Source organism: Chryseobacterium sp. AC417 (genome assembly GCF_979258215.1).
Window position 1 is genome coordinate 2,897,075 of record NZ_OZ409845.1, and the last position, 18,194, is coordinate 2,915,268.

Annotated in this window: 12 protein-coding genes and 1 tRNA gene; 2 read left to right on the forward strand and 11 right to left on the reverse strand. The window is 34.9% G+C overall.

The genetic code is table 11. The features are described 5' to 3' along the window. From ACZZ9T_RS13785 to ACZZ9T_RS13800, 4 genes are all read right to left on the reverse strand, one after another. On the reverse strand, nucleotides 1-2,856 hold the full coding sequence (locus ACZZ9T_RS13785) for a glycoside hydrolase family 2 protein (protein ID WP_463442562.1): 2,856 nt from the start codon (nucleotides 2,854-2,856) through the stop codon (nucleotides 1-3). Beyond that, nucleotides 2,853-3,683: a glycoside hydrolase family 28 protein gene (locus ACZZ9T_RS13790; RefSeq protein ID WP_463442563.1), complete on the reverse strand. Its 831-nt coding sequence runs from the start codon at nucleotides 3,681-3,683 to the stop codon at nucleotides 2,853-2,855. The genes ACZZ9T_RS13785 and ACZZ9T_RS13790 overlap by 4 nt, the downstream gene beginning before the upstream one ends. Before the next feature lie 32 nt (nucleotides 3,684-3,715). Then, nucleotides 3,716-4,231, reverse strand: a complete 516-nt coding sequence (locus ACZZ9T_RS13795) for a hypothetical protein (protein ID WP_463442564.1) — start codon at nucleotides 4,229-4,231, stop codon at nucleotides 3,716-3,718. Nucleotides 4,232-4,721: 490 nt separating this feature from the next. Continuing rightward, nucleotides 4,722-4,940 carry a hypothetical protein gene (locus ACZZ9T_RS13800; RefSeq protein WP_463433077.1) on the reverse strand — a complete coding sequence of 73 codons (219 nt, stop codon included), beginning with the start codon at nucleotides 4,938-4,940 and terminating at the stop codon, nucleotides 4,722-4,724. Between the two features lie 290 nt (nucleotides 4,941-5,230). Here ACZZ9T_RS13800 and ACZZ9T_RS13805 point away from each other — a divergent pair, with 290 nt between their 5' ends. Further along, nucleotides 5,231-6,517 (forward strand): DUF389 domain-containing protein, encoded by a 1,287-nt coding sequence (locus ACZZ9T_RS13805; RefSeq protein WP_463442565.1) that lies wholly within the window; start codon nucleotides 5,231-5,233, stop codon nucleotides 6,515-6,517. Nucleotides 6,518-6,678: 161 nt separating this feature from the next. Here ACZZ9T_RS13805 and ACZZ9T_RS13810 read toward each other — a convergent pair whose 3' ends face one another. The 7 genes from ACZZ9T_RS13810 to ACZZ9T_RS13840 all read right to left on the reverse strand — a co-directional run bounded on the left by ACZZ9T_RS13810 (nucleotide 6,679) and on the right by ACZZ9T_RS13840 (nucleotide 16,286). Beyond that, on the reverse strand, nucleotides 6,679-7,854 hold the full coding sequence (locus tag ACZZ9T_RS13810) for a hypothetical protein (RefSeq protein ID WP_463442566.1): 1,176 nt from the start codon (nucleotides 7,852-7,854) through the stop codon (nucleotides 6,679-6,681). Beyond that, nucleotides 7,844-8,947 (reverse strand): UDP-galactopyranose mutase, encoded by a 1,104-nt coding sequence (glf, locus tag ACZZ9T_RS13815; RefSeq protein WP_463441773.1) that lies wholly within the window; start codon nucleotides 8,945-8,947, stop codon nucleotides 7,844-7,846. The genes ACZZ9T_RS13810 and glf overlap by 11 nt, the downstream gene beginning before the upstream one ends. A gap of 5 nt (nucleotides 8,948-8,952) precedes the next feature. Continuing rightward, nucleotides 8,953-10,068: a glycosyltransferase gene (locus ACZZ9T_RS13820; RefSeq protein WP_463442567.1), complete on the reverse strand. Its 1,116-nt coding sequence runs from the start codon at nucleotides 10,066-10,068 to the stop codon at nucleotides 8,953-8,955. Between the two features lie 660 nt (nucleotides 10,069-10,728). Continuing rightward, a complete protein-coding gene (locus ACZZ9T_RS13825; RefSeq protein WP_463442568.1) occupies nucleotides 10,729-11,091 on the reverse strand; it encodes a response regulator in 363 nt (120 codons plus the stop codon). Between the two features lie 232 nt (nucleotides 11,092-11,323). Next, nucleotides 11,324-11,397, reverse strand: a tRNA-Arg gene (locus ACZZ9T_RS13830). Nucleotides 11,398-11,472: 75 nt separating this feature from the next. Then, nucleotides 11,473-13,242 carry a porin family protein gene (locus tag ACZZ9T_RS13835; RefSeq protein ID WP_463442569.1) on the reverse strand — a complete coding sequence of 590 codons (1,770 nt, stop codon included), beginning with the start codon at nucleotides 13,240-13,242 and terminating at the stop codon, nucleotides 11,473-11,475. A gap of 80 nt (nucleotides 13,243-13,322) precedes the next feature. Next, complete coding sequence (locus tag ACZZ9T_RS13840; protein WP_463442570.1) at nucleotides 13,323-16,286, reverse strand: tetratricopeptide repeat protein; 2,964 nt, start codon at nucleotides 16,284-16,286, stop codon at nucleotides 13,323-13,325. A gap of 231 nt (nucleotides 16,287-16,517) precedes the next feature. On the opposite strand from ACZZ9T_RS13840, the gene ACZZ9T_RS13845 reads away from it, so the two are divergent. Beyond that, on the forward strand, nucleotides 16,518-18,191 hold the full coding sequence (locus tag ACZZ9T_RS13845; RefSeq protein ID WP_463442571.1) for an APC family permease: 1,674 nt from the start codon (nucleotides 16,518-16,520) through the stop codon (nucleotides 18,189-18,191). Nucleotides 18,192-18,194: the final 3 nt, after the last annotated feature.

Sequence of the window (18,194 nt, forward strand, 5' to 3'; positions counted from 1 at the left end):
TTAATCAGTCAAAATATTTTCTTTTGGCATTGTAAACTGTTTGTTTTCATCGCCCAAATCCGGCAGACCAAAATAGAAATATAATGTTCTTTTGATTGTTCCGTTCAGATGATTTGGTTCACTTTCCGGACCTAAAGTCGAAGTTTCGTTATTAATATTAAACGCCAAAACAGTTCCCAATGGCGGAATCGCATCGAGGAAAGAAACATTTCCACCCGGTAATTTGGGGTAACCTTCAGCACCGTAAATTCCATAAAAATCAAAAAGTCTGACGAACATTTTTTCTTCTTTTGTCCCAACCGTAATTTTTCCTTCTGCTGTATTGAGCTGCAACCATGAAACATCATCGAAATAGCCTTTAAATTCGGGATAAATCCAAGGTGAAAAACCTGTTCTTGTTGAGTTTCTCAGATTTTGCCAAACGTTATAAGTTTGTCCCTGCAAACGGTTTTTCCAAACGTGATACGGGCCTTTTCCGAGCCATTTTGTGCTGATAACATAATTTTCAGGATAATCAAAACTTACACCTGCAAATTGGTAATCTCCTGAAAGTGAATACTCATAATTCAATTCTAAAATTCCATTATGATTTAGTTTCCAAACTATTACTTTTCCGTCTTTAAAACGAGCTTCTAATTCTGCATCTCCTTCTTCCATAAAAGCTTTGAAGGATAACAATTCGGTTTTTCCGTTCACAAAAACAGGTCCATTTCGGAAGGTCATTTTTTTGCCTTTTTTATCTAAAATAACTGATTTTAATAAGCCGTCTTTTTTCCCGAATGAAAATTCTTTTTCGTCTGATTTTAGAATAAATAACGAATCATTTTCTATGACAGAAACCGGTGATTCTTTGATTAATGATTTCGAAAATTGTGTCGATAATTTTTCATTTGATGCAATTCTCCAAGTCCATGTGTACATTTCTTTACCGAAAAAATCAGTTGCAGTCAACAGTAAACCTTCATTTTCTTTCCAATTTGCGGGAAGGTTTATAGTGATATTTCCTTTCTCTGTCGGTTTAATATTCGGAGATTCTGTTTTTCCTTTTTGAAGAATATCAAAACCAGATTCTGATGAAAATGGTGTTTTAAATTTTACCAATTTCCATTCAAACTGACATTCATTTAAGTTCGTAAAATGATAGCGGTTTTCTACAGGAATTGTTCCATTAAAATCATTCGGTAAAGTTTTCAAATCTATTTTTACCGGACTGTAAATTTCACGGATGACGTAAAAACTTCCTTCTTTTTCACGATGCGGACCCACGACTCCATCTGGAGCATTGATTGCATTTACATCAATCTGATTATTAAAATCTGTTCTTACCAAACCTTCATCTGCAAACGCCCAAAGAAAACCGCCTGCTCCTTTTTTTGAATTCCAGTGAAGTTCCCAGTAATCGGCTAAAGAAGTTCCGCCACCGCCGTCGTCCTGTGCATGAAGAAACTCGGTCGGCATGTAAATATTTTCTCCTTCAAGTATTTTTTTGGTGCTGTTATAATCTTCGTAGTGATTTCCGTCGATTCCGTTGAAAGCATTTCCTGGCTTGTGATGGGCGTGAATAACGGCACGATTCGACACATCATATTTTCCGAATTCTTTATCGAGATCAAAATTATGCCCTCCTTCATTTCCGTTGCTCCAAAAAATAATGGAAGGATGATTTGCATCTCTCGTAACCATTTCTTTCACCAGATTTTTGCCAACTCCGGTGCTGTATTTTTTTTGCCATCCGGCGAGTTCGTCCAAAACATACAAACCCAAAGAATCGCACATCTGAAGGAAGGATTTATTCGGTGGATAATGTGAACAGCGAACGGCATTCATGTTCATTTCTTTGATGAGCTGAACGTCCATTAAATCGATTTTTCTGTTGACCGCTCTTCCTGTTTCAGGCCACCAAACGTGACGATTGATGCCTTTCATTTTGATTTTGGTTCCGTTGATATAGATTCCGTCACCTTTTCGGATTTCAATAGTTCGGAAACCGAATTTTTCATCAGTGTGAAAGATGGCTTTTCTATTTTTATTTAAACTGAATTTCGCTTTATACAGATTCGGCGTTTCAGCTGTCCAGAGTTTTGGATTTTTAACGGAGAATTGAATCTGTTTTAAAGTATCTCCTTTTTGAATGGTCATCTGAGATTCGCCAATGAGAATATTTTCAGCATCGAAAATTTCGACTTTTACATTGTTGGCAGAATTGATTCCTTTTAAATGAATATTTGAAAGGAAAGTTCCGTCTGCTTTTGCATCAATCGATAGTGATGGTATATTTTCTTTTGGATGGGCTTCTAAATAAACCGGTCTGAAAATTCCTCCTAAAATCCAATAATCAGCCAGACGTTCTGCATTGTTGACCGATTTGTCTGCAGACATTTTGGAAACTTTAACTTCTAAAATATTTTCTTTTCCAAATAATATTTTATCTGAAATATCATATTTAAATTCATAGAAAGCTCCCTGATGAATTTCTCCGGCTAATTTTCCGTTGATTTTAACTTCAGTATCGGTCATTGAACTTTCGAAAACAATATTTATGGATTTTCCTTTCCAGGAATCTGGAACTGAAAATTTGTGTTTATATAATCCAACTTCATCATTGAATTTAAAATTCTTTCCGTTGGTTACATAATCTCGTCCATAGTTGTAAGAGCCAAATCCCTGCTGTTCCCATTGTGAAGGCACCTGAATTTTGTCCCAACTTCTAGATTTCCGCCCTCCACTGATCCAAAAATTCCATTCTTTGGTATGCTCAGAATCTGTCCCGCTCAGGAATTGAATTTCCTTAGATTGAGAATGCAGTAACTGTGAGCACAGACATAGGAGAACAAATATTTTGGAAAAACAGGTCATTTTGCAGCAATATCAGAATCGTCTTTTTTATCGTAAGAGTGAGTGAGAGAAGCGACCTGGGTAACATTTACTTTAGTCTTCTTCAGATTTTTTATCGCATCTAAGTTTTCCTCTTTTGGTTTTACTGCTTTTATTTTCAGGTTTTCAAATGTGAAATCTGTCAATTCGTAAAGATCTGATTTTTCAATATCAAAAGCTATTTCACAACTGATGTCAATATTTTTTAATACGATATTGTTGATCAGTCTTGTTTTCGGTTTTTCTTCTCCTTTCAAATCGAAAAACTGATTCCACCCTTTTACATACAAGAAAGTTTTTACGTTTCCGGTGATGTTTTCAACCGTAAGATATTCGTAGTGTTGAGGCGTGTCGGGACGCATTTTAAGATGTAATAATCTCGATGCATCTTTCACTGTTGAGTTTCTGAAAATGATATTGTAATTATGGATCGATTCACTTCCGCAAGTGAGTGCAGAATGGCAAAATCCGAACGTATTGTCTTCTATAATGATATTTCTGTTTTCTCCGTTGTTAGAGTCTTTGTCAGCCTTCGGACCTTTACCTCCTTTCAGAGCAATTGCATCGTCATTAACTGACATGTAACAATTTTTAATCAATACATTAGTGCACGCATCAATGTCAACGGCATCTGTGCTTGGTGCTTTTACAGGTTCTTTTGGAGCGAGAATTGTTAGGTTTAATAATTTTACAAAATCACTTTTGTAGTAATGTGTGCTCCAGAATGGCGAGTTTTTAATGGTAATTCCCTCAAACTGAACGTTTTTAGAATTTGAAACATAGATAATTCTAGGTCTCATTTCATCCATATTTGTACATTTAGGATTCCATTCTCGTCTTTTCAGAATGACTTCCAGAATCTAAGTCCGTTTCCGTCGAGCATGCCTTTTCCGGAAATCGTGAAACCATCCAAACCATCAGCATTGATCAAAGCCGGAAAATATTTCACAGTCTGACCTTCCATTCTTGTCATCACAATCGGAAAATCGTTGATATCATCGCTTCCTTTTAATCTTGCACCATTTTCCAGATGCAAATGCGTTCCCTGTTTGAAGAAAACTGAACTGATTAGAAAAGTTCCTTTCGGAACAATGATAACACCGCCGCCATTTTTAGCCGCCAAATCTATGATTGCCTGAAGTTGTTTTGTCTGAAGAATTGTACTGTCGTTCTTCACACCATTTTCCGTAAGAATATACTTTTTGCCTAGTTTGTTGATGTCTGTCGGTTTGTTTTCTTTAAACCATTTTGGGATTTTTGTACCGTCCGGGAAAAGATCCTGGCTTTTTAATGTAGACGAAAATAAAGCAAGAAATAGCAGTGAGTAAAGAAATTTGGATATATTTTGAAAATTCATAATTAAATCAGGTATATGAATGAAATTCATTTGTTAAAGAAAATTATTCTTTCATTTCATTTTCATAAAAATATACATTTTACCAATTTACAGCATCCTGCTCTTTCATGTTAATAATATTTTGGATGATTTTAATAAAAATAAGAATTGTAATGATAGATAATTAATGGTTGTTAGAATTATTAAACCGCAGTTATTACAGAATATAGATCTTAATATTCAAAAAAAAAAAACAATTAAAAATTGTCTTCAGTTGACAGAATTATCAATGTGAGCTGAGATTGAGAAACAATGAGTTTTTTATATATTGTACAAATTTTTTATTAGATAAATCTTACATGATTAGTATGCAAAAAACTTGTAGGAGAAACTTGATAAGTCAGAAATAATGAATAAATCATAAGTTTTTCCGACTGAATAAAGTGGAAAATTGATTTAGAAAGTCTAGGAAATGAATTTTTAACAATTTATTAAATAAAAACAGAGTTTATTATGCCGAATATGCGGCTCTGTTGTGAAAAATATTTTTCCCGGCAATTGTATTTTTGCTTAAACTGTAGATGATTTCTACTGTGAAATTTGAAATTTCATAAAGAACATATCGTGAATTGCTCACCGTGCTTTCATCAATCATTCTTCCAAAACTTAATACCATTTCGTACTGTACTTGATCCGGTAAATTTGTAAAATCGTAATAAGAAATATTCATAACCGTATTTTTAATTGTTAAAGAATGTTATATTTTACTATACAAATAGTTAACCAAAATTATAAATTCAGAAAAAAAAATCAAACAATAATATATTATAAGTAATTATGTTACAATAATTCACACACATTTCAATTAAATTACAAGTATTTGTCGTTTATCATGGCGGATATTTTTATTTAATCAGATGCTTCAAAATTTTTGATTTAAAATATAACCAGCATTTAAATAAGCCACCGATTTTGCAGATTGTTATTTTTTAAATACTTTAACCAATATTTCTGTCAATTATGAGTAGTATTTTTAATTTCATCAATCTTCACAGTGGCGAAGAAGGAAAAGATAAGGTTTTAGATAATGTAACTTCCAATATTTCTTTCCGAGGCTCGAATCTCTGGATTCTTGCTTGCGCCATTATGATTGCATCTATAGGCCTCAATGTAAATTCTACGGCAGTCATCATCGGAGCGATGTTGATCTCGCCTCTCATGGGTCCTATTGTAGGCGCTGGATTTGCATTGGGTACGTATAATATTCCGCTTTTAAAGAAATCGATAAAAAATCTCGTTATTGCAACTGTTGTTAGCTTGACGGTTTCTTCGCTGTACTTTTATCTTAGTCCGTTTAAGGATGTACAATCTGAGTTATTGGCAAGAACAGCCCCCAATATTTATGATGTTTTAATTGCGTTCTTTGGAGGTTTGGTAGGAGTTATTGCTATTACGCGAGTAGAGAAAGGCAATCCTATTCCCGGAGTTGCGATTGCTACAGCATTGATGCCTCCTCTTTGTACTGCAGGTTTTGGTCTTGCTACGTTGAATTTTTCATATTTTTTTGGAGCTTTTTATCTGTATACAATCAATTGCTTTTTCATTTGCATTGCAACTTTTCTTGTCGTTAAATATTTAAAATATCCTTCTTATATTGTTGATAATAAATACGAAAAAAGGATCCGATTCAGTATATATATTTTAATTGTTGTGATGATTGTTCCAAGTTTTTATCTCGCTTATAATCTGCTCAATGAGAAAAAATTCACAAAAACTGCTGAGTCTTTTATCCAGAAAGAATTCGAAAATAACGGTTATACTGTTATTTATAAAAAAATTAATTATAATACACTACCGAAAACAATAGATATTGCTTTTCTTAACAAGAAATTTTCACCTTCTGAAATAGCATCCTATAACAAAATGCTGATGAATAAAGGACTTGAAGACACCAAATTAATCATCAGACAAAACACGGCAGATCTAAAGTCTGAAATATTAAATGAGATCAATAAAACTGACAACAATCTGTCAGAAAAAGATTTTGCCATTTCAAAACTCAGACAAGAGCTGGATATTTACAAAGTCTCAGACTCATCGCTGGTAAAAGAAATACAGATACTCTATCCGGAAATATCTAATTTATCTTATGGTAAAATTGAACAATTTCCTGCAACAGACAGTACAAAATTACAGTTTGTTGTTGTTTATTCCGGTAAAGAAATCAATCAACCTCAATTTAAAAATTGGTTAAAGAAAAGGTTGCATGAAGAAAATGTAGAAGTAATCAGAAGTTCTGTAGAGTAATAATTCATATTCAAATTAAAAAAAATCATCGATTCTGATTCTCGATAATCAATGATAAAATAATTAGTACAATAGTTTTATACCTTATCAGCGAAAGAAAAAGCCTTCTACAATCAGAAGGCTTTACATTGAATAAATATTATTAACTGAACTAAAGTTATTTAATTAAAAACATGAATGGCATTCAGCTGTTCTTTAAATTCTACAAGTGCTTCCACACTTTGCAAATCAGGTTCTCTTTTTAATGAAAGCGGGTCAAATACATCCCAAATTCCACTGTGGTGCCAATTTTCCAGATCATCCCAATCCGGCCGGTCTACAATAGGATAAAAACAGCAACCCAAAAGAGGAAGTCCTGTTTTTAAAATAGAAATACATTCTTTAGTGATTGCTTTAATCCACTTGGCTCTGTCTTCTCCGGGATGACTGGTTTCTGAAATAACAACAGGTCTGCCATATCTTGTAAAAACAGTTTCTATTAATGAATGCAGCGTACGGTGTAGCGGATGCGCAGGCGTTTCTGTCCAAGGCAAAAATTCATGGGTTTCATTAATCCATTGATTGTTGTAATAATAATTGACTCCGATAATATCTAAATATTCCGGTTTGCCTCTAAGTTCCGGGCACATCTTGCCAGAAAGGATATCGTGCACCTGAAATTGCTCAAAATGTTTTTTTTCAGCAGACAAAAGAGAGACTACATCATGATGATTGCTTACAATACTGATGAGTGGTTCTGTAACCATGATCCGTACACAAGGATCAATTTCTTTCATCCGTTCTATCCCTTCAATATAAGCTTTCATCAAGGCATACTTCACTTCCCAACCCTGCCCTACACAGTATGGAGAAGTCCCTCTGACGTCGCCGCCCAACCAGGAAATAAAACTGACTTCATTGATCGGGGTTACAACCAGAAGACCTTCAGGAACCAAGCTTCTGTATTTTATAATAAATTCCCGACACAAATGCGCAAATCTTCTGGCAAACATCGGGTGAAGCGGCGTGATATCATCAGGATATCCGAAATGACAAATATCCCAAACCACCTGAATATCTTTTTCACGCGAAATATTGATTAAACGTTCTACTTCCGTCCAGTCATATTGGTAAGGTTTAGTTTCCACTGCACTCCACCTGATTCCTTCTCGAATGGTTTTAATTCCAAAAAAATCTAACTGGTCATAATCTTCTTCCAAATAGCGGTCGTGTCCTGAAGCTTTATACAAATCTACCCTGTTTCCAAATGCATTCTGCTGATCTGCACATTCAAAACCACCCATCAGAAAACTTTTAAAAGGATTGATGTTGGAAGGCAGAAAATCATTATTGAACATATTCTTCCCTGCTTTTTAATTTTTTGAAAAGTGCCAGTGACTGGGCCACCACCTGATCCATGTTGTAGTATTTATACGTTCCCAAACGGCCTGTGAAAAATACATCAGGAAGATCTTCTGCAAGTTTTTTATACTGATTGTAAATTTCCTGATTCTGTTTCCGCGGAATCGGATAATAAGGATCTCCCTCGGCTGTAGGATATTCGTAAACGATGGTGGTTTTCTCGTTTTTTTGCCCGGTTAAAAATTTAAACTCCGTGATTCTTGTATATAAATTGGAGGTCGGATAATTCACCGTTCCTGTGGGCTGGTAATTTTCCTGATTCAGGGTTTCAAATTTAAAATCGATAGAACGGTAAGGCAGCTTCCCGTAGCAATAATCAAAATATGAATCGATCGGACCTGTATAAATCAAAGTTTTAAAAGGAATTACATCAACAATATCCCGGTAATCGGTTTGCAGCATGATGCTGATGTTTTTGTGAGACAGCATCTTTTTAAACATCTCAGTGTACCCGTTTTTAGGCATTGCCTGAAAAGTATCCGTAAAATAACGGTCATCCTTATTGGTTCTGGTGGGAACACGTGCCGTAACCGAAGCATCCAGTTCTGAAGGATCAAGATCCCACTGTTTTTTGGTATATCCTTTAAAAAATTTCTCGTAAAGTTCTTTCCCCACTCCATTTAATACAACATCTTCGGAGGTGAGAATGGGATTTCGTTTCTCAGCTTTTGAGGCTAAAAAGTCTGTAACCTCATCTGAAGTTAAATTTTTACCGTACAAATCATTAATCGTCGTCAGGTTAATAGGAATAGGAACCAATAAACCGTCTACACTTCCTAAAACCCTGTGCTCATAAGGTCGCCAATCGGTAAATTTTCCTAAATATCTAAACACATCTTCAGAATTGGTATGAAAAATATGAGGTCCGTATTTATGAATCAGAATGCCGTCTTCGTTATAGTAATCGAAAGCATTTCCTGCAATGTGATCTCGCTTATCAACAATTAAAATTTTCTTTCCTTCTGAAGCTAAACGCTCTGCCAACACGGCTCCGGCAAAACCGCAGCCTACTATTAAAAAATCATACATAGTTATTAATTTGCTTTTTTGTATTTAACTGTTTCCTCCGTCATGGTCACTTCATTGATCAGGGCATTCATTTTACTAAAAGTGTGATCCCAGGAATCGTTTTCAAGAAAGTGATCAACATTTCTCAGCCAATGGTCTTTTTCTGTATCGGCAAATATTTTTTCTGCAGCTGAAATGAAAGATTCGGAATCACCGATGATGTTGACCAGACCTGCTATGCCATAGGGATTCACAACATCTCTGATGGCTGTAGAAATCACAGGTTTGCCTGCTGCCAGATATTCAGGAGTTTTGGTGGGGCTGATAAATTCTGTTGATTCATTTAATGCAAATAAAATAAGGGAGATATCCCAATGTGCAATGTACAAAGGCAATTCGGAATACGTTTTCGGACCTAAATAATGAATATTGGAAGCAACCGGTAAATCATCAGGATTAATTTTCACCACAGGACCAATAATCACAAACTGCCAGTCGGGGCGCTTTGCAGAAACTTCACGGAGGAGTTCGATATCAAATCTTTCGTCAACCACTCCGAAGAAGCCTAATCTTGGGTAGCCAATGGGTGACTGGTCTTCCGGCTCGTGCTGTAAAGCTCTGGCCTTTCCGAAATGGGCTTTATCAATACTGCTTGGCATTGCATGAATGTTGCCATGTTTGTTTTTCTTTGCCTGGTAAAGAGAGTTTCCACCGGTGAATACCACATCTGCTTTTTCGAATAACTTTTCTTCCAACTCTAAAAGCTGTGGCGGTGCAAATTTAAAAGCAGACAATTCATCCATAGAATCGTAAACAACCGTCTCAGGATTCAGTTCATCCGTAAACTGCAGTGCCATGGGAGTATAATACCAACTGATGTAATTTCCGATACGATATTCTTTTATCAGCTGGCTGATCAGATTCCGGATTCGTCTGTTTGTAGTCTCGTCATGTCTTGTCACCAACAGTTCTACCACATAAACCCCATCCTGAACATTGACAATATACCTGTCGGAATCTCCAATTTTTGGCTCTTCAAAATAAAATACCTGATAAGCTTTTGAAAACCGGGTCAAAAGATGTTGCGGTCGCTGATAAACAAAGTTCCATGATAAATGGCTGAAGCATAATAAGTATTTCATATAATGTAATTTAGTGAGAACAAGATAGAACAATGTACGAATCATCTCCTATGACCGTGGTCATAATATAATCATTAATATTATTGGAAATTTTGGATTGATTATACAGAAGTAGATGTAATTAAGCCGAAAAGTGATATGGATGAGAACCTTAGAGAATTTTTTTAAGGTGTTAGTAAAAATGGAAAAGAATATCACATCACCTAATCTAAAAGATGCCATCACCAAGCATCAAATTGAAACTGAGCAATTCATGTTTAGAATATATTTTTAAGTCTCTTAGTGAAAAAGTAAAATCTGTAAAGTGCTATAAGAAAGTGAATTTGTGCAGTGAGATATGCAGCCATTATTGCAGTAGTGCAAAACGTGGAACATTATGAAATTTCATCATAGAGTGCTTGCATCTTATTATAAGTTACCAGATTAAAAGGACGCTCTGAAATTGCTTCAATAAATCTTTGATGAGGAGAAAATTATGGTATTCTATTTAAGTAAGTAGCAGTATCAGAGATTAATCTGAATGCAGCGGAATAAAAGAATTTTTTCACTGCAAAAAAAAATTGTTTTCCCAGAAAAAAAATGGATAAAAAAATCAATGTCCGTTTTACTTATATTGAAACGGACTTTTTTTAGGGAATTATACTATTTTAAAGTTCAAAATTACTTATCAACATTTCTTTCTATAACTTCTAACATTTCATCAATACCAAATGGCTTTTCGATAAAATCGTCTGCTTTACATTGCTGGGCATCCTTCGGAAGGCTACTTGAGGTGCTGGTTAATACCGCAGGAATACTTTCTGTTTCAGGATCAGACTTTAATTCTTTAATCACCTGTGAACCTTTCACTTCACCTTTGATATGATCATCAACAATCACAATATCGGGATCAATACTTTCTACATTTTCAATAGGATCTGTATTGAGCGATCCTATCACATCAAATCCTGCATCATCTAATACCTGATCCATTATTTCCAGAATCTCAATATTATCTTGCACAAGTATAACTTTTTTCTTCATAGAATATTAGTATTTTAATGTAAATGTAATAAAATATTACGTAATACTATTTTAAAAAAATTGAAAAAATTAAGCTGAAAAAACTAATTATAATTTGGCTTATCACAAGAAAACAGGGGCGTTTGTATCCGAAATTTAGATTTTTCATGCGCATTAATTTTGTTACCGATTAATACGCTTCCAAAAAGTGAAAAAGCTGTCAATCCCTTTGTGGGAAAGTGATTGACATTAGTGACCGCGAAGGGATTCGAACCCCCAACCCTCAGAGCCGAAATCTGATATTCTATCCAGTTGAACTACGCAGCCGTTTTTTATAAGTAATGAGTAATCAATGATAAGTAATGCAATATTGCTTATTACCAATTACTCATCACCTATATTTTAGAAAGTAATCTTTACACCTCCCACAACTTGTGCACCAAGAACTTTGTAGCCTTTGTACGTTTGGTATGTCGAGCTCAAAAGATTATTTCCAAGTGCAAAAATACTGAAATTTTTGTGAACTTTGTACTCTGCAGACAAGTTTAAATCTGCATAACCACCAACTTTATCATTCGTATCTTCAGTTGACTGAAAAATCAACGACGGACTTCCCACGCCTTCAAGCATATACGAATTTGTGGTTCTGTCTGTTGCGAAAATTCCTTTGAAACCTAATGAGAGTTTTTTCTCAAACATCGTATATTTTGCACCAATGCTTCCTGTTACTAACGGAACATTATAAATATTTTCGTAATTCTTTATGTCATATTTTAAAAATCTCACATCAGCATCTACAATAAGATTTTCTAATGGGAAATACTGTAAACTTCCTTTGATGTCACTTACATTTCCGTCATCATAAACCGCAGAAAAAGTATTTGCAAAATCATATCCTGGACGATCTAAAGTAAAGCTGTTATCAAATAAATTATTCCCCTGGAAAAACATGATATTCCTCAATTTTCCAAAACCGGCAGACACATCGTACTTAAGAGTTTCGTCAATATCACCTCTTAAACCTGCATAGAAATGATATTGTGTTTCTGTAGGTCTTAATATCTGGTCTGAAACCAGAAACGGATTTTCCTGAAGCAATTCGCTGTAAGTATTGAGTTTTAAACCTCCGTCAACTCCACCATAAAATTTAAATTCTTTCGCTGCTGCTACCTGAAATTCAGCCTGTGGAAACCAGTACGTTTTATTGTTCTTTAATTCTTCAGCCAAAATTAAATTTGAATTTCTTGCATTTAAAAAGGAAAATGAAGAACCTAACATTACATAAGATTCACCTTTGGCGAACGTTACTTTAGGAGCAATATTGGCATTGAAAAACGTTGAAGAATTTTCATTTAATAAGGCAAAATCTGTTTTTACAGTCTCTAAGCCTAATCCTAAATCTGCATTCAGAACAATTCCGCCTTTTCCTAGTTCTACAGCATGTTTTGAAAGATTTGCCAGGATGGAAGCCTGATTTTCTTTCGCATCAAAATGATCGCTTAAAAATGAAGATTTTACTCTTACATCATTTAAAATTTCATTAGAATAAAAATCATAATATCCATTGACTTTAAACTGATTTACTTTCTGCTTTAAATCTACATCTTCCGAAGGCGTTAATGCGTAAATTCCGTAGTAGTTGTAATTATCTAAACCGTATTCAGCATTTATATTGATCTTTCCTTTTTCACCATAAGAATTTAAAAAAGCTCCCAACGTTGCCGAACTCTGATCAGAATCCCAGGCGTAAACTTTCTTCAAACCGTTGGTAGAAAGCACATGAACATCTGCTCCTACTTCTATTTTATTTTCAAGAGTTTTAGAAATATTGGCATCTGCTAAAATCTTTCCGTAATTTCCCATTCCGAACTGAAAATAGTTGTTCTGAGCCGTTCCGTCAAATTTTGGAGCAACATCTTCACCCTGAATGGTAGAAGTTTTAAAATCTGAAACCGCAGGAACATCTGTAATATTGTATTTCACAGGATTCGCAGACTTCTCTTCCGGCGGATAGTTTTTTATGATTTCAACTGAGGTTTTCTTCTTCTCAATTTTCTTTACTTCCGGTTCTCTTTTCTTGTTAAGAATAAGTTTTTCCTCCTTAATCTGAGAAAATGCCACCGACGAAATTCCCAAAAATAATATAGATAATATTTGAATTTTCTTGTTCATATATGTTGTATTTATGTATTCATGTACAATGTATTAGTGATTTATTTCAATCTCATTGTACAGGAATACGACAGTACATTTTACTTTTTAATCTGCTTTTTAACTTCCTTCGCCTCTGCAACAATTTCAGGGAAATCTGCATAGTTTGAAATAATCTGGTCACAAGTATAACTTGCCTGATAATTATCTTTCAGACCAATATAATTTTTAGCCATCAAAACCAATGCTTTTGCGCCCCAATAATCTTCTGATGCGTAATTGTTAGCTAATTTAAAAATGGTTTCGTTAGAAGATTTAAATGCTTTTCCTTTGTTCTGATAGAATGCTTTTGCGTAAAGTGCTTCTGCTGCAACTTCAGTATTCGAAGATTTTTCAAGTGAAGTGTAAGCGGTCTGTGCATCTTTATCTTTCCCCGAATTCATCAGACTTCTCGCCTTGATCACTTTAGCCGTTTCGATTACTGCAGCAGAGTTTTTATTATTTGAAATTACTTCATCAGCCAATTTTTCAGCTTGGGAGAAATTCTTTTCTTCTGCATACATTTTCATCAGTTCTATATTGGCGAAGTTTCTGACATTGATGTTGGAAGAATTCTTAATATTTTCAAGATACTTCTTAGCTTCGGCAGAATTTCCCTGAGCGATATAAATTTGAGACACTCGAGTTGCTGCGTCATCCTGATAATCATTCTGAACGTTTGCAATTTCCTGTAAAACCAATAAGGCTTTTGTAGGATTATTCGTCTGATAATAGCTTTCACCTAACTCATATTTAGCTTGATAAAGACCCTCTCCTGTTGGATTTTGAATTAAATATTTCTCGTAATAAGAAATTGCATTTTTGTAATCTTTCTTTGTGAAATATTGTTTACCTGTTGACAGATTAATTTCGTCGATTTCAGAAGCGTCGATGTTGACACCCATATTTCTTGCAAAATCAGCATAACCTGAAACATCACCATTTTTTGTGAAAATAGGTTTTGCAGCCTGAACAATTTTCTGTGCGTAAGCCGTATTTTTATATTGTTCGCCAAGAGATCTTAATTCAGATAACGCTTTATCACTTTGATTTTGGTCAATATAATTCTGCGCTCTGTAAATGGATGCATTCGCAACCAAATCTTTATCTGAAGAAGATTTAATCACTTTTCCGAAGAAATCATTAGAATTGGTAAAATCATCCTGAGCGGCGTAAGCTGCACCAATTTCGTATTGCGCATCATCAATATATTCCGATGCCGGATATTTAGAAATCAATGATTTTAAATTGGTAATTTTTGCTGCCTGATCATCTTTAAATCCTAAAGCCAAAGCTTTCTGATATAAAGTATAATCTGTAGAATCCTCATTTTTATCGTAGATCGCAATTGCTTCGTTCAGATTATTATTGGCATAATAGATATCGGCCAATCGAAGTTCTGCATCATTTTTAAATTCAGTTTTAGGATTCGTCAGATATTGTTTGAAATATGTTTCTGCCTGATCGAATTTTTTAGATTTAAAATAAGCATAACCCATATCGTAAGGCAACTGCTGTTTCTCAGGGAAGGTTTCGTTGGTAAGTTTTTCGTAACGGGCAATCGCAGAAGGATAATTTCCTTTCTGATAATACACCTGTCCCAACCAGTATAAAGCTCTGCTGTTGAATTCTTTATTGATATTAAATTCTAAACTTCTTAAGAAATATCGTTCCGCTTCGTCAAAATTACCTTTGTTGAATTCTTCAGTTCCCAATAAGTAAGAAACTTCCTGATCTACTTTGTCGGTTTCAGGTGTAGAATTCGGTAATTTATCAATAGCATTCAAAGTTTCTTTAAAGTTGCCGGAATACAGATAAGATTTCACCAAAAGTGATCTCATTTCTGCAGTTTTAGCACCACCTGGATTTTCTGTTATATAATTTTGAATTACAGTTGTCGGACTTTCAAACGGGTTTCCGATGTCGTATCCTAATTTTGCGTATTGTTCGTGAGCCAGTTGTTTCACACTTGCATCATAATCCATCTGATAAGACGAACGGAATGCTGAAAGTGCTTCCTGCTTTTTATCAACTGCCAAATAAGCATTCCCTAATTGATAATACGCATTCTGAGCTAAAGCCGAGTTGCTGTTGATTAATTGGTTGTAAAAAGAAACCGCTTCATCATATTTTTTAAGCTGAGCCGCCACAAATCCCATTTCATACAGATCATTTTCTGACGGATTTTGCTGAATACTCAGATAATCTTTCAAGTGTGGATACGCCGATTCATAATCGTTCTTCATAAAATAAGATTCACCGATGATTTTGTGAACTTCCGCTTTGTAAGATTCAGAAATATCTTCATTCAACAAAGCATTTCCTTCTGAGATCGCTTTATCGTAATCTTTATCATTGTAATGCATCTGAACATAATACGGACGCACCAGCTTTGAAAATTTCGGCTGATCTTTTACAGAATCAAAGTATTCGAAAGCTTTATCATTCTGCTTGTTAGAATAATATAAATGTCCTAACATATAAGCTACATCGCCTTTTTCAGATTCTTCAGCCGTTTTGTAAGCTTCTTCCAGTGCATCAATCGCCCCTTTAGAATCACCCATCATAAATTTAGCATACCCCAATTTCAGAATATACTGTGTATTTTCTTCTTTGGTCAGCTGATATTGATTTACTTTTTTTAAAGTTTCTAAAGCTGTACTAAAATCTTTTTTAGCCAAATAATAATCTGCCAATGGTAAATTTGCCTGGGCAAAATACGCAGAGTTAGGATATTCTTTTATAAAAGCCGTCAAACCTTCTTCCGCATGATTTTTCTGAAGAATCACTCCTATCACGTTATCAAAAAACTGTGCAGCTTCTTTTCTCGACTGCTCCAGATTCTGGTTGTAGAAATACTGTCGTGCATATTCGTATTGGGAAGCGTTGTATATTTTGGTCTGATAAAGATTTTGAGCAAGATTAAACCTGTAGTTTTCTTTTTGGGTAAAGTATTGAGACTGTTGAGCTTCGGAAACCCCGAAATAGAAAACAGCAGCCGCTAAAAGTATTTTTTTTGATTTCATTAACATCAAATTTTAAAATGGAAAGGTCTTCAAAAATGAGACAGATTTTATCCACAAATTATCAACGAAAATATCGAAAAGATATTGTAAAAACAAGCCTTTTAACATATTGTTAGTATGTGGATTATTTTTTAATACTAATTAACTTTTTAGTAAGAAATATTAAGAAAATCTTAATTATTTATCAGAAATAATTACATTTGTTTTTTTCAACTTTTAGATAACTATTAAATGAATCAACTTTTCAGAAGGAAAAACTATTCAGCAACAGATACTTCCACCAATCTTTTGCGGGTTTTAGGAACTTGGGATATCGTTTTTTTTGGAATTGCCGCCATCATCGGAGCCGGAAGTTTCAGCAGTTTGGGTGAAGCCGTTTTCAGAGGTGGTCCCGGCGTTATCCTGCTCTATCTGATTTGTGGTTTTGCCTGTGGTTTTACCGCTCTATGTTATGCAGAATTTGCCAGCAGAATTCCTACAGCGGGCTCTGCTTACACGTATGCTTACGCTAGTTTTGGTGAATTAATAGCCTGGGTAATTGGCTGGGCTTTGATTATGGAATATTCATTCGGAAATATCTATGTCGCGTTCTCCTGGTCAGATTATTTTACAAGTTTCATCGAGCGTCTCGGAATGCACATTCCTGATTATCTCACGTGCAGCTATACCGAAGCGAAAAAAGCTTTCTTAAACGGTTCTGAAAATAAAGAACTCATTAATGCGTGGACATCTGCACCTTTACTGGGAAATTTAAAACTAATCGTCGATATTCCGGCATTGGTGATTAATGGGTTAATTACGTGGCTGTGTTATCGTGGAGTGAAAGAAAGTAAAAACTTCAACAATTCTTTGGTGATTTTAAAATTAGCCGTAATCGTTTTGGTTATTCTGGTTGGTTTTTCATACATCAATACCGATAACTGGACACCTGTAAGTATCGAGACAGGGACTCAATCATTTATGCCGAATGGTTTTGCAGGAGTGATGAGTGCGGTTTCAGGAGTTTTCTTTGCGTATATAGGCTTTGATGCACTAAGTGTACTTTCAGAAGAAACAAAAGATCCACAAAAGACATTACCAAAAGGAATGATTATTTCTTTGGCTTTGTGTACCGTTATTTATATCTGTCTGACTTTGGTTTTAACCGGAATGGTCGATTACAGAAAGTTCGACGGAGTCGGAGATCCTCTTTCATTTATATTTGAAAAAACAAACGCTAATGTTGCGTGGATGGAACTGACGGTTTCATTTGTAGCGATTGTAGCAATTACCACAGTTTTATTGGTATTCCAGATGGGGCAACCGAGAATCTGGTATGCGATGAGTCGTGACGGATTAATGCCCAAAAAGTTTCAGGAAGTGCATCCAAAATTCAAAACACCGGCATTCGCAACGATTGTTACGGGTATTGTTGTTGGCGTTCCGATTCTTTTTACAGACAAAAGTTTTATTTTAGATTTTACAAGTATCGGAACTATTTTCGCCTTTGTGCTGGTCTGTGCAGGTGTTTTGATGCTCCCTCCAAAAGAAAAGATCAAAGGTCGTTTTCACCTTCCCTACATCAATGGTAAAATTATTTTCCCGGTAATTTTCATCGGAGCTTTAGTGGGGTTTTATTATTTTCAACCGGCATTTTTTGAAAACTTAATGGATTGGAAAGATCCCAAAGAAGGCGAATTCAGAGCATCAATTTTCTTTTTTATTATTGTTAATCTGATTCTTTGTCTGGTAACTTTTATCAAAAATCTATCGCTGATTCCATTAATCGGTTTAAGCTCTTGCCTGTATTTATTGACAGGGATGAGCCACGAAAACTGGTTCTATTTCGGGATATGGTTTGCCGTAGGTTTGGTAATTTATTTCTGTTACGGATATCAGAACAGCAAACTGAGAAATACCAATTAAAAG